Origin of the sequence: Bacteroides luhongzhouii (assembly GCF_009193295.2) — a bacterium.
GTDB lineage: Bacteria > Bacteroidota > Bacteroidia > Bacteroidales > Bacteroidaceae > Bacteroides > Bacteroides luhongzhouii.
The window spans coordinates 390,454-404,664 of sequence record NZ_CP059973.1 but is presented as its reverse complement, the minus strand read 5'-3'; the positions used below and the strand labels follow the sequence as shown (position 1 = coordinate 404,664).

Genomic DNA, 14,211 nt, shown 5'->3' with positions numbered 1-14,211 from the left:
ATTAATTTCTTCTGCGGAAAAACCAGATGCCAACTCCTATAAATAGGAGGATAGCCGGTATAATGATTATGAAAATAGTTTTCATTGTACCAATATCTTTCACTCCGATCGAAAGTTTGTTATCGGTACAATGGGGACGGCGTACGTCGATCGGAAATTCTCCTCCGGAAAGCCAGCGGAAGCTTTCGATAATCAGATTAAAGTTTCCTGATCTATATCCTTCGCGTGAAAGAGTCAGTTCGGTGTTGCTTATGCAATCTGCATCACCAGAGATGATAATACGCTGCTCTTTATCTTTCAGTTGGCGTGAAAGGGCATAGGCTGTGATATAGGTTTGTTCTTTCTCTCCTGCCGAAGCATTACATTCTACTGGCAATTCCTGTAAATCTGTTTGTTCTTTTTCAATCCATACACCTTTGGCGTTTGTTTCAAGAATCGGAGTATATTGGAAGCCGTAATCGTTGTCGGAGGATGTAAGGGCTACACATCCGGGCATAGAGACGCGTAAGTCATATTGGAGAAAATCTTCTTTGAATCCGAATGTCAGTTTTTCCGATTCACGGGTTGCTTTGGCTAGAATCAGATTAGGAGAGAAATCAACGGAAGATTGTGCCAGTTGGTATTCTTCCATTTTGATACCGAATTTGCTTAAAAAAGGATTCATAACTTCTTGCCTGCCTGTATCGGTGAGAATAAATAAATTACCTCCACGAGCCAGGTAAGCCTCCAGTTGATTTTCTCCTTTTTCTGTAAGCGGGGTTCTCATTTCTGCAAGGACGACGATATTGATTAGGGAAGAAATGGTGTCTCCGTGAGAAATGTCGATCTCGCAGACATCAAAGCCTTGATTAATTAAGGCGGCTCTAGAATATTTCTCAATGGAGAAGTTGCTATAATCGCGGTCACCGGATTTGGACACCTCACGTTCACCGTCTCCTTTGATAAAGGCAACAGTGGGAGGAGTTGAAATCATCTTTTTGATGGCTGCTGTAATTTCCGCTTCGGATGGCGTTGCATCCATATCTTCAAAATCACGGATGAAGGTACGTTTTCCATCTTGCGTTTCCATAATGCGAACAAATGTATTTTGTTCTTCACGCAGGTCGATGATTTGGCGGATTTCTTCCGGGGATTTGAATAAATGAGGATTCAAGTTATAAATCATGGTCATATAATCACGCATCTCATCTACTGTTTTGCCTTGAAACTTAGGATTATTTGCAACGCCGTTGGGTGCGAAATCATAATAATAGACATATTTCACTTGCAGGTCCGGTTTAGCGAGACAATAAGGTTCGAAGATTGTTTCATTCGCTTTCTTCATGATAGGGAGGTAGCGATATGATTTGTTATCAAGTAGGTTAACATAATTGGTAATAGTTACCGGTCCTGTCAATTTTGCTAATACGTGTTGGCTATTTTCGGTAAGTGAGTTTAGTTTTGTGCGTGTTGTATCCCATACCTTGATCATTCCCGGACGTGAAGTGAAATAGCCAATTGCCATTGCTGCGACAAAAAATCCCAGATAGCTGGTTGCTTGCCGGAAACGACTGATAGTTCGCCGGTCGGATGTAAGTTTGAAAGTGGTAAATGTCAGGAAAAGGGTTACTACGACCACGAAATAAATCACATCTTCACTCCGGATTACTCCATTCAGCATATCAATTGTTCTTCCGTTTATTGACAGCCAATAAGTCAGTTCGCGTATAAAATCGTATTCCTGGCCGATATTTCCTACAAAATTCAGTATGGCTAATACAATAAGTGTCCCAACTGCTGCTACTACTTGATAAGTCGTGAGTGAGGACATAAAGAGTCCGATAGCGCAATAGGCACATATTAATAAATAGAGTCCTAAAAGGGCGACTAGTACAGGAGCCCAATCAAAAGAAGGGATTACCAAACTGCCATAAATAGCACTGGCTATCGGGACAAGCATCAGACAGCAACCAAATCCGATGGCTGCAAGATATTTACCCAATACGATCTGACCACTGGTGACTGGGGATGAATATGCCAGTTTGATTGAACCCGATGCCGTTTCGCGACTGATGAGTCCCATTGTCAACAATGGAATATAGATGTATATGTTTGATACGACGGAGGACAAAAAGCCGTAACTACCTAAGAAGCAGATACCGCTCAAAGATACTTCCTTGCCGCCTGACAGATCATAGTCGGTCACTATATTCTCCATCAATGACGTAAAACTTGCTGTTGTCAGGAATGAGAAAACAATCAATATGAACCATGCAATCGGCGAATAGAATAAAATAGCCAGATCGGTTCGGGCAATACGTATTATAATCTTTAAATCCGTCATGTTAGATATTATTTTTAAGTTTTCCCGATAGTTGTGCAAAGATTATGTCAAGAGAGCAGCGTTCCATCGTGATTTCTTTCAGCCGCCATCCGTTTTGTATGCTTAAGGCTACTACTCGTTCAGTTATGTTGTCATCGTCATCAAAGCGTATCCGGAATGTACCGGGATAGAGTTCTTCTATATTCAACACATGTTCTATCTTTGCTAGTTCTTCTATAGAAGGGGGAAGGGCAAATGTAACGGTGAAACTACTTGGAACCACATAGTTATCAAAGTCTTTCATGCTACCTGAAAATACGACTTTACCATGTTCAATCATACGAATATCATTGCAGGTAGCTTGCACTTCCGACAGGATATGAGTGGAGAGTAGGACAGAATGATCTTCAGCAATTTCTTTAATCAGATTGCGTATTTCGACAATTTGGTTAGGATCAAGCCCGTTTGTAGGTTCATCAAGTACTACGAATGGAGGATTATGTACAATAGCCTGTGCAATTCCTACTCTTTGTTGATACCCGCCTGAAAGATTCTTTATCAGGCGTTTGCTAAAATGGGCAATAGCGCAACGTTCTTTAGCTATTTCTACAGCTTCACGAATTTTTGATTTCTCCATTCTCCGCAGTGTGGCACAGTGTATGAGATATTCGTCGACAGTCAAGTCCGGATGGAGAGGTGGTTTTTGAGGTAAGAAACCAATATGTTTTTTTGCTTCAACCGGATTTTTTCGTAGATCGATGCCATTGATAAATACATCCCCTTCCGTTTGATTTAAAACTCCACAGATGATATTCATAGTGGTGGACTTACCTGCTCCATTAGACCCTAACAGACCTAATATTCCTGTTTTCTCAATAGAAAAATTGATATCGCGAATGGCCCAATCTACACTATAACGATGAGATAAGTGTTTAACTTCGACAATAGGATTACTCATATTTTTTATTTTAAATGATTAATAGATTTCTTATTCATATTACCATGCAACTCCTCTTGAAATATCCATCCGGTTCGCTTTGATCTTTCTGAATTTCCAGGAGAAATTTATGGTAAAATACCGCCCGAAGTTCTCTCGGTCAATATAACTGGTATAGTTATCTTTCATTTGGATAATACGGTTATGATATGAATTTAATAAGTCAAATGCTGTAATGCTTACTTCTGCCCGTCGATTGAATACTTTCACTCCAGCATAAATGTTTAAGATATTTTCTTTATCAATTTGATGATAGGTTTTGTTGTTCTGATGTTGATAGGTATATGATACCTTTGCAAAGAAGTACTTCAATATGGGAGTGCACGTCATGTCTACCGTTAAACGATTTGTTAATATCCGGTTCGATTGGTCATTCACTTTATTGGAGGCTTGCCGATAGTGGACGCTCCAGTAGGCCGATGTACGTAATCGAGGAATCAGATTGGTAGCGAATCTGGCTCCTATCCTCGTTGTGCTTATTTTCGTTATATCCCGTATATCATTATAGTAGTAAGGCAGATGTTCATACTTATTATTAATACTAACCTCTAAATTAGATTTGATTTTTACGATTGGATACATCCAGGAAATATCCCAATCTGTATTCCATGCTCCGTTTAGATTGTCGTAACTGCTGAGCGTACTATTTGCAATAGCCGTATAGTTAAAATCAGGCAAGTAAGTTGCTTTGTTAAAATAAGTGCTCCTATTGGAAATACTGTTTTTTATGAAAGCTAGTGTTAATTCCGAATTTATCAAATGTCCGTAGTCATTAAAGCGATACTGTTCTTTCCACCAAATTTTATGTATGGTACTGGCTTTCAAATTTGGATTTCCACTGCTGATAAAGTAAGGACTAGAGTTGTTGACTTCTGAACGTAGTTGTGCTATATTGGGGAGTTGGCTATTTATGGTATATTTGATTGTGTGTTCTGCTTTTTCACTTAATCTTCCTCCTAAAGAGATTTGTACTTCTCCTTTCAATGCGTTAAATGATTTTTTTAATATTGTTTGTGCCGTTTCTTTTCTATCCTTAATAATGGAATGTTTCCACCCTGCTGAAATATCAATATTGAAGATTCCCAAATCAGGTAGAATAACTGTCGTTTCAGGGGTATGTTCTATCAGAGAATTTCGGTAATTATATGTATTTGTAGGGTCTATTTCTCCTGTTATTTTGTTCCATGCAAGCTGATTGATATGGCGATTGTCCGATACAAAATTGTATATTAATTCGATGAATGAATATTTATCTTTTGATAACATGCGCTTTAATCCTGTTTTGGCTTCCCATTTATTTCCTCTTCCATTTGTTGGAATGGCTATGATCTCTTGTAGACTTCCACTAGTCTCATTTTGTGTTTTGTTTTCCCGGTTTTCTTCTCCGTTGGACGAGCTATTTGAATAGTTCGCGTTGACGGAATAGTTCCAGTCTCCGAAGAATTTATTCCAACTAACTGATCCTTGCATCTCTTGAGATTTACCATTGCCATTTTGTTGTAAAATGCCGGTAGATTGGATCTCATCTATGCTATTTGCTATTTGTTGCAATGTATGTTGTTTTGAATGATTAGTCGATAATGTATAATCAATAATCAAATTGCCCCATTTCTTATCATTCATACCGAATCCGGTATTCATAGTATGTTTATTATACTGATTTGTATTCTGATATTGACTTAGATAGCTCTTTTGCCAGAAGGCATCTGTAGCGAAGTATTCTTGTTCAGTTCGGGCATTTGCTTCTGTTGCGCTTCGTGCAAACTGATAGCTGCCTTTTATTTCTTTATAAAATCCTGTCTCTTTTTCCCAACGACGGGACAGATTGATGCCTCCAAAGCTATTTTCACTGTAAGTTTGCGATGGATTCTTGGTACTGAGGAACATTTGCGGTTGATTGGTTGTTCTATTCAAATTGTTGTGCATGGCATTGATCGCTACCAACATTTTCTCGGAGAAGAAGTTAAATGTACCTCCTATGCCATAGCGTACATCATGGTCTGCAAGTTGTTTTTTTTCCATATTTCCTCCGATACTTGCTATTAGATCCCCTTCCTTCGAGTTTACTAATTTGCTTTTTGTCTCAATATTCAGAACTCTGCGTTTCTTACCTTTTCTGTTTTTACGTGTTTGCTCTTTATGCTCATCTTCATCATAAGCGGATATATATACAACATCATTGGCAGGAAGGTGATTCAATGCATTCATTGGATTCTCTCCAAAAATCTTTTTGCCGTCAACGTATGCCTTTTCTACATCTTTTCCAGCAACTTTTACACTCTGTTCCGAAACTTCTACTCCCGGCATTTGTTCCAGAATATTTCGTGCCACATCATCTTCCAATATGTTGATTCCTTGTGGATTAAAACGGATAGTATCGCCTCGATATACCATAGCGGGAATTTTACCTTTTACTGTTACGGCCTGTAATTGTATAACGCGGTCGGTCAGATAAAAGTCTTTTTGTGTAGTTTGCCCCTCGTGTACATAAAGTGTATCGGAATCTGCGATGAATCCGTCGGCCCACACGATGGCTCGTGCGATACCGACGGGAACTTTATTCCAAAAGAAAAAATCTGAACTTTTATAATCTTCTTTCAATGTATCTTTACCACATATCAGATTTGCCTTGACTGCATCAAGACTTGCTTGCATAATACTTGTGCGCAGCTTTACTTTTCCATATTTAATACTCTTGTTCGGTGTTATAATTGAATCTGTACTTGCCACCTCCTGCGCAGAAAGAATAGGTATATTACAAAAGAGTATTGGTATACATGAAAGAATGATTATAGAAATAGATCTTTTCATAACACTTACATTATAAATTTAGAATCCTCATGTGAGAGTGATTAATCCAATGTGTTGTCTAGATTTTGATAATTAGGCTTCATTTCCACTCTAATGCTACCTGTATTTGCGCCAACTTTGACTTCCATTGTTTGATAACCTACAAATGAAAAAACTAATATACTTCCAATAGGTACTGTGATAGTAAATTTTCCATCAAGATCTGTTACAGTTCCATTAGTTGTTCCTTTAACAACCACACTAACACCAGGCATTGGTTCTCCATATTCGTCAACAACAACTCCAGTGACAGTTTTCATTCCTTGTGCATAAAGCATACTTCCAAGAACTAAAAATAAAAAAAATAACAAGTGCTTTTTCATAATTCAATAATTTAAAAAGATTAATATTTTATTTATAAAACTCGATCTATCATTTTTATCAGATAATTACACTTTCCACGCTCAATATCATTATGAGCTAAACTGCAGGCTTGTATTAGATAGCGGCGTGCACTTTTCAACTTATCATAGCAAATGGCTTCGATATCCGTACCGACATAGAAATTGACAGCAGTCATAGGTTCCATACCCGATTGCTCTTCTGTTGCAGATATAGAGGCAAAAGTTGTCAGCAACCCTAATGATTGTAACTTATGATTAGTTTGCTCGTTGAGAGCAATGGAAGTTACTCTTGTTGATACAGCCTTGTCAATAGCCTTTAATGTCGGACACATTCCTTTTAAAGAACTGATATATACAGACAGTTGTGCAATCATTGGAGCACTTAAAGGTTTCCCATTTAAAGTTTCTTTGAATAATTGTTTCTCTATATCATTCAAATATGCTTCTTGGGTATAAGGTTTAGTTGATTTCTCTACACTCAATCCCATACGCATCAAACGAAACATCAAAGACATCATTGGGTACCCGTTATTGTAAATCCATGTTGACATATCAGGATTGACACCACCTAAACGCAAGAAATCCTTATTAGAGTCCAGCCAGCTTAAATCATAGAAGGTACTGAATATCTTTTGTAAGACTTTCTTTTGCATATCTGCCGATACCGGTTGATATGAAGGAACATTGCTTTTTTCGTTGGCTTCATTGATATAAATACCTCCGATATAAGAAGATACAGGTGACAATGTTTTATTGATTAATTCAATAATCACAAAATCAGGAAATAGCTCCCGGTAATCATTGGGGATATTATCGTCGTGAAACCAGGCAGGACTATTTTTAACTACATATTTCACATGAGCGATTTGTGCATCTAAAGAGGCTATCGGATCATTACCTAAATCATAGTTTTGGCAACGCGGGTCTGTAGCATAAGCTGGTGAACGCTTTCCATAGAAATAGCGTGGATCTCCATCGTGTTCCATAGCCCATTTCTTCAACATGTCTGATTCATTTTCACTGGTGGCGGCATACAGATATTTGAGCGTAAATGCATCACATACACCCGGTTTGTCGACAATCAATACCACTCCTTTTTCTTTATCACCGGGCTGTGCCAGATAATTGTATAATACGTTGTCCATGACTGAAGCTGTGATACCATATTTTTGAGTAAATTCAGGAGAACGCAGTTCCTCAGGGGAGTATGCTGCAGAACCAGCCAAATTAGTTGCCAATCCCAAACTAAGACCAAATGCTTTTAGCATACGTGCTGTCAGATTCTCACAGATCACCTCATCGGCAATGTAATAACTCCGGAAGCGCGGATCAATCTCTGCCATTTGGTATACTCCATTACGACGTACGCTGACGGCAAGGTCGCGTGGTACTCCTATCTTGGTACTTAAGATTTCTCCAGTGCGTAAATCAGTGACATTGTATGCGGTAACTTCCGAGTTGTTGTTATTCAGGAAAGCAATCGTATTTATCATTGGGTTATTAGCACGGAAAGTTGAATCTTTCTCATACGGTTTTATTATGATTGGTTTTCCTATTCCTAAGTCTTCAAATATTATATTCCATTCATCTGCACTTTTTTGGATGGCTTTTACCCAGCTATCTTGAATCAGAGTGTCGATGTAGAAGACAACAGGTTGTTGTGTCGTTATATTACGGCGTGTTACATAGTATCCTTTCTTGAAACGTTTTTCATTACGATAGTCTGTGTATGATATATAACCTGTTCCTACACGTGGGTTGGCTTCGCGGGTATTCATCTTTTCTTTCGACAGTAGGGCTAATGTTGTTTGCACTGACATTGTTAATTCCGGTTGTTCTTTGGAGACGAATCCCATGATGCTGATGCTCAACTTTGCAGTACAGTTTTGAGTGATACTGATACAATTGTCGAATGCATCTGCAGAGTCCACAAAAGATGTTTTACTTTGAGGGGAAGCACTTACAATTGTGAGCATACCTCCATAACTGCGTCCGCTAAGATTGAGTACATCTTTATTGGAACAAGAGAAATAGGAAGTGGCATTAAACACAACAGCCGTTGAATCGCTGGTGTATCCTTCAATTGGAAATGCTTTGTAAATGGCATTACTACGAGATAATGCAAAAGCCGCTTCTTGATTATCGTCCTGTTCGTTGAGGCGAACATTGTATTTCGGATCTCGGAATAATATTAATGAATCGGTTTTATCAATAATCAGATACCTACTTTGAGCAGCTTTTGTGCCCGCCAGCGAAATGTCACTTGCAGTAGTGATGGCAGAGTTTACTAAAAAATCCCGTCCCATTAATTCAACCGGTAGTTCCAGATAAATCTTATCCTCGTACTGATGAACTGTGATTGTCCCTTTATTGACTGTATGCTTCTTCTTATCTTTGAAAAGCTTGTCGTAGACACTCTTTTTTTTCTTTTGAACACTGTCAGTCTGTTGCTCAGTTTTTGCTTTTCCTTTTTTCTTTTTGGAGCGGGCATTGGCTTCATTTGTTGATCCGATAATCAACAAAATTGCCATCAACCATAAAAATAGTTTTTTCATCTTTTGTCCCTCCTTTATTTTAAGTTGATGTCGAGCATCTTTAGTAATAATTCATAGTGAGCTTTAGTTTTCCCTGATGCACTGGCTGTCTTTTGCTTCATCAGTTGTTTCGCTTTAGCTATATATGCGTATACATCTGCCTGGGTAACTTTGGCTGTCATAGAAAAACGATTCAACGGTCTCCATTCAAAACCTGCTACAGGGTTGTGTATAACATCCTCTTTGATAGCATGTCCCTGACAACAAGTGTATCCGAACTGGCGGTGATTGATGTCAAGTGGTTTTTCTCCGGTCAATGCTTTCCCGGCTCCTTTGATTGTGAAACCGGCAGTTTGCATCATCATGTATATATATTGTTTCTGGAGATTCATTTGGGATTCTGTTAATGTACGTCCGGAAATGGTCGGTTTCCATACAAAATTGTATATCATGTTGAAAGCCTCGGCAGCAGTAAATGAATCTTTTTCTAATCCTTCGTATTGTGATACCTGGAAAGGTACAGGCAGTATATATCTCAACATGAAGTTTTGAATAGTTTGTTTAGGGGAACCGGAAACCGGGAATTTAGTTAACAAGTTTTTGTTGTCAAGCCAATCCAGATCGTTATAAATCTCGAATAGATAATTCAGGGCTTCTTTTTGTTGTGCCTTCGGAATCTGTGCAAAACGTGGCATTGTGTCTCCTTCCTTAACTTCGTTGACAAAATAGCCGCCTACATTGCCTGCTACATGGGTAACATACATTGCAAGTTGTTCTACGATACCAATAAATAAATCTTCACGGTATTCGTATGTATCGTCACCTTCAGAAATCCAACTTTCCAGATTATTCATGATATACTTAAGGTTCTTGATGCCATATCGAGTTGCTTTCACAGAGTTGTCACCAATATCTTCCGTTTGTGAACGGGGATCAACAACTCCATATACTTGTTGTTTTCCATATCGGTACACAGGATTTTCTTTAATGGCATCACTGATCCATTTGCCTGTTATAATTGCTTCTTCCTCTGCAGAATTAACATTGAATACCGGAGTATACGTCCATTTAATGAGGTATTTGTCGTATTCACCAAAGCGGGGAGGAGTCAATTTAACGCCACGTTCTTTATCGCCAGGTTGTGCTACATAGTTGAAGCGGGCATAGTCCATGATGGAAGGAGTGGTACCATACTTCTGCGTGAATTCCGGTGAACGTAAAGAATCTACCGGGAAGGTGGAAGAAGCTCCCATGTTATGCATAAATCCTAAACAGTGCCCGATTTCATGTGAAAGTACATAGCGCAACGCATCTCCAACCATTTCATCCGGAATATTGACTGTGCGTACATCTTTATCGGCTTGTGCTGTTTGCACGAACAACCAGTTGCTGATAAGTTTGATGACATTGTGATATAAATATACGGAGGCATTCAGGATTTCTCCGCTTCGTGGGTCTACCCATGATGGTCCCATTGCATTTTCAATGCTTGATGGAGCATAGCGGACACATGAATATTTGATATTGTCGGGATCGAATTCCGGATCATCTGTCGGGAAATCTTTGGCTGCTACAACATCTTTGAATCCAATCTGTTCAAATAATTCATTCCATTGGGTGACTCCTTCCCGCAGATATGGTTTCCATTTTTCCGGGAAAGTATTATCGATGTAGAAGACAATCTGTTTAGTGGGTTTCACTTTCTCTCCACGTAAGTAGGCGGCGGTGTCGGACGGTTGTATATCCCATCGATTGGCATAGTAAACGGGTGCGGTCGTTTTAGCTCCTTCGCCTAGTTGTTCGCGTCCGGTAAAAAATACACCGATCCGGTAATCTGCCATACGTGGACGGTAAGGTTTTTCTTTTAACAGCATGATGGAACGTGTCATTTCTGCGGTGAATGGACGGTCTTTTATGAGTGATGTCCCTTGTGAATTGCTGACAGAGAATGTATATGACAGACAGCTTTTAATAGAAACATTATCTTTGAAAGCCTTGATTTGTGAAATGTACGAGCAGTCGGATTGATAATTCTCTGTACGATTGTACATTCCATAAATAGAATTTTTGTCGAAGGGACTCATCTTTTTATTGTCGCCCAGGAAGACGCTGCTCATATCAAAAACGATAGCAGTAGAGTCATTATTGTATGCTTGAATCTTTTGGTTGCTTAAAATTGCTCCCAGGGTACTTTTGCGTAAAGCTTCATCAATTTGTGTGTTACCAGTAATATAGTCAGTGTTTACCTGACGTAACTGTACATGTGTTTTATTGCGTGTGAATACTACGTGAAGAAGATCGGTCGGTTTAGAACCGACTACTGCATTGCCATTATCAGAGATACTGGTGACAGTGGAACCAATAAGCATATCTTTATTGATTAAATTCACAGGAAGTTCAAAATATACTTTTCCATCCAGCAGATGGAGAGTAATCAGTCCTTTGGCTATTTCATGCTTTTTCTTGAATAGTTTGTCATATTCACTTTCTTTTTTAGCAGGAGTTGTTTGTTCTGTTTTTGCCTTCTTTTTTTTCCAGAAGAATGGAAATTTACGCTGTGCGTCAATGGTGGTAGACGAAGCTACCACCATTGCTGCAAGTAAGAGGATTTTCTTTCTCATATCAGTTCTTTAATGTATTTTTATGAAATTAGATTAATATCCGGTTGTTGTTACATCCAGGATTTTACCAAAACCATCATAGATTAGGGCTTTAGAAATATCCAGGTTTCCTGTACCAATTTGTGTCATTGGGACTACGTATACTTTTCCTTCATATATATCTTTTTGAGTGGCAATTATTATAGCCTTGTTGTTTAGCTCAAGTTCTGGGTAAACATGAGAATCACTGATAACAGAACTTTCGTCATTGATATATTGCCCCTGTTGATATAATTTTGCAAATGCAATTTTTTCTCCGGAAGTAGGAGTATATTTAGGAGATGTTTCAACAATAGCAGTACTACCGGCAAAATTTATGCAATAAATCCCGTCATTTGTTGCGATATACATAATGGCTTCTTTATGTGCGAAGAATATAGAAACGGCCTTTTCAATTAAAACTTTTCCTGATGAAGGTATGTCATACTTCATTTTGGCAGATGCCGGAATCTCAGGTGCAGTTTCATGCCAGTTCCAGTCATCATCATAGTCACCTTCAGCTGCAATATAGCGGTTAAAGGTATAGATAGCATATTCTCCGGATGTATCATCTTTTAAAAGAAAAGTCGGCGTTTTTCTATCCGTGGACATACCTCCGGCTATTGCTGACTTATTTTTCATATCGCATGGATCAAATAGACTGTTTGCTGCATAAGAGTCTTGATAAGTTGGTGATACAAAAGTCCCTTCATAGGATACAAATTTGCCTTTATCTTTATCAAGCCACATTCCTGTGCAATATTGGGCTCCGGATGTATTACATGCTACTATTGTATTATTAATAGTGTATTGACTTGCAGCGGCATCAATCCAACCAAAACTATTCGAGTTTATAGTGTTGAAAGAGTATATTCCTTTATTAGTGTTCATGTAGAAAAGGGTTTGTGCTTTGAAGAAGTTGTAAACTTTTAAGCCTTCTGGTTTGTAGGTTAAGATTTTGCCATCTTCTAAGTTCCCGTTTTCTTTAAATGCTTCAGTATCGAACCGAACACAGCCATTATCTGTTATTGCCCAAATTTGATTGGTATGTGTACCAACATTGGCATATCCCATCATTTCGTATCTTAACCCCTTCATTAATCCCGTATAAGGAGCTCCATTGGCTTTTTCTAGAATATTACGAAAAATTCTTTCTTCCTTATTACCATAGTTTACTGTAAGATTTTTATTTTCTATTAAAGTAAAATCAGATGTTTGATCATTGGTCGTTTCAGATATTAACAAACCATCTAAAAAAGAACTTTGTACATATACACTCCAATAATATTGATATTGTAAGTCTTCTTTGTTAGTTGTGTCTGTTACTGTAAGGCGTAATGAGTAGGGAACATTGGCTATTGGCCTATTTATAATTTCGTGTAACTCTGGCTCTGTACTGATGGATTGGTATTCTGCTGCATTCATATCTGCGATAATACTTAATTCCCATTCATATTTTAGTCCTTTTACATCAGTTTTTCCTCCTTGAGTTATAGTAGGAACTATATTTAATTCCTCCAAATAACCTATATAGATTGTTTTTCCGTCAGAAACTTCAATTTTGACTTCATCAATGGGATTAGTAGCGTATTCACTTTTATCATCATAACATGACGTGAAGCATATTATCCCCATTATTATTGTTGATATATTTTTTATATTCATAATCTTTTAAAATAAAGTTTGAAATTAGTAACTTCTAGCTTCTATAGGTTGTCCTTTTAGATCACCACCATCATGTGTAAGAGGACTATCCGGATGAGCGATATTATAAGCTTTGATATAATCTCCTAGTTTGGCTGCATATCCTTTATATGATAGGTCTGATAAGATAAAATCATATCTTGGCAGGTATTTATATGATTTATATGTTCCGGGAGGATTATAATATCTTCCATGAACATCTGGATCATCCCAATCATCCCATCCTAACGCATCAACAATTGTTTTTAAAGCATTGGAACTGTAACATGCTTTAGTTCTGTCTATGTATGATTTTTTTGAGGCTATCAACATGTTATAGGTTTGGATATGTCGAACTACAGTAGGTTCTTCAATCGCGCTATTCCACGACAGTCGGGCACGTAAATATGGTGAAGGGCCAACAGGTAAACTCTTGGAATTTTTCAATGTAAAATATAATTCGTATGTTGAGTTGGCTAGTTCTTCGCTATTGTATAACTTGATGCGAATGTATCCACTGTTTTTATTTGCTGGAATTATAGACTCTAGAATCTCATAAGAACCTGAAGGAGCTGTAGATTTTTCTTCAATAGTGTAGTTGACTTCTCGATTAACATCAACAGGATTTCCTATTAGAACAAGTGGAACCTCAAAAATAGTATATTCAGCAAATGGATTAGAGATGAAACTATAACTGTTATATAAACATGAATCTTGGCTTTGGTAACCAAATTTGGAGTTATTGCTAAATCGTACAGCATCATGTTCACTATTATAGTATGGTATGTCACTTTTTTCACAACTAACATTACATGTAAATGCTATTGCTAATAAAATAATCTGTGTTAATATTTTTTTCATT

Annotated in this window: 8 protein-coding genes; all 8 read right to left on the bottom strand. The window is 37.9% G+C overall.

The features are described from left to right. Position 1: 1 nt before the first annotated feature. Genes GD631_RS01490 through GD631_RS01455 form a run of 8 tightly spaced genes read right to left on the bottom strand, consistent with a single transcriptional unit; the run spans position 2 to position 14,210 of the window. Positions 2-2,323 (bottom strand): Gldg family protein, encoded by a 2,322-nt coding sequence (locus GD631_RS01490; RefSeq protein ID WP_143260041.1) that lies wholly within the window; start codon positions 2,321-2,323, stop codon positions 2-4. Between the two features lies 1 nt (position 2,324). Then, positions 2,325-3,260: an ABC transporter ATP-binding protein gene (locus GD631_RS01485; RefSeq protein WP_143260040.1), complete on the bottom strand. Its 936-nt coding sequence runs from the start codon at positions 3,258-3,260 to the stop codon at positions 2,325-2,327. 39 nt (positions 3,261-3,299) lie between these two features. After that, positions 3,300-6,110: an outer membrane beta-barrel protein gene (locus GD631_RS01480; protein ID WP_143260039.1), complete on the bottom strand. Its 2,811-nt coding sequence runs from the start codon at positions 6,108-6,110 to the stop codon at positions 3,300-3,302. Between the two features lie 41 nt (positions 6,111-6,151). Next, positions 6,152-6,472: a carboxypeptidase-like regulatory domain-containing protein gene (locus GD631_RS01475; protein ID WP_143260038.1), complete on the bottom strand. Its 321-nt coding sequence runs from the start codon at positions 6,470-6,472 to the stop codon at positions 6,152-6,154. A gap of 32 nt (positions 6,473-6,504) precedes the next feature. Next, positions 6,505-9,048 (bottom strand): zinc-dependent metalloprotease, encoded by a 2,544-nt coding sequence (locus GD631_RS01470; protein WP_143260037.1) that lies wholly within the window; start codon positions 9,046-9,048, stop codon positions 6,505-6,507. 14 nt (positions 9,049-9,062) lie between these two features. Further along, positions 9,063-11,648, bottom strand: coding sequence for a zinc-dependent metalloprotease (locus tag GD631_RS01465; protein WP_143260036.1), 2,586 nt, complete (start codon positions 11,646-11,648; stop codon positions 9,063-9,065). A gap of 33 nt (positions 11,649-11,681) precedes the next feature. Beyond that, positions 11,682-13,331 (bottom strand): PKD-like family lipoprotein, encoded by a 1,650-nt coding sequence (locus GD631_RS01460; RefSeq protein ID WP_223225909.1) that lies wholly within the window; start codon positions 13,329-13,331, stop codon positions 11,682-11,684. Positions 13,332-13,355: 24 nt separating this feature from the next. Then, positions 13,356-14,210 carry a DUF4843 domain-containing protein gene (locus tag GD631_RS01455; protein ID WP_143260035.1) on the bottom strand — a complete coding sequence of 285 codons (855 nt, stop codon included), beginning with the start codon at positions 14,208-14,210 and terminating at the stop codon, positions 13,356-13,358. Position 14,211 lies beyond the last annotated feature (1 nt).

Excerpts from the sequence above, each read along its gene's own strand:
- GD631_RS01490 (WP_143260041.1), bottom strand. The coding sequence starts at position 2,323 with ATGACGGATTTAAAGATTATAATACGTATTGCCCGAACCGATCTGGCT.
- GD631_RS01485 (WP_143260040.1), bottom strand. The coding sequence starts at position 3,260 with ATGAGTAATCCTATTGTCGAAGTTAAACACTTATCTCATCGTTATAGT.
- GD631_RS01480 (WP_143260039.1), bottom strand. The coding sequence starts at position 6,110 with ATGAAAAGATCTATTTCTATAATCATTCTTTCATGTATACCAATACTC.
- GD631_RS01475 (WP_143260038.1), bottom strand. The coding sequence starts at position 6,472 with ATGAAAAAGCACTTGTTATTTTTTTTATTTTTAGTTCTTGGAAGTATG.
- GD631_RS01470 (WP_143260037.1), bottom strand. The coding sequence starts at position 9,048 with ATGAAAAAACTATTTTTATGGTTGATGGCAATTTTGTTGATTATCGGA.
- GD631_RS01465 (WP_143260036.1), bottom strand. The coding sequence starts at position 11,648 with ATGAGAAAGAAAATCCTCTTACTTGCAGCAATGGTGGTAGCTTCGTCT.
- GD631_RS01460 (WP_223225909.1), bottom strand. The coding sequence starts at position 13,331 with ATGAATATAAAAAATATATCAACAATAATAATGGGGATAATATGCTTC.
- GD631_RS01455 (WP_143260035.1), bottom strand. The coding sequence starts at position 14,210 with ATGAAAAAAATATTAACACAGATTATTTTATTAGCAATAGCATTTACA.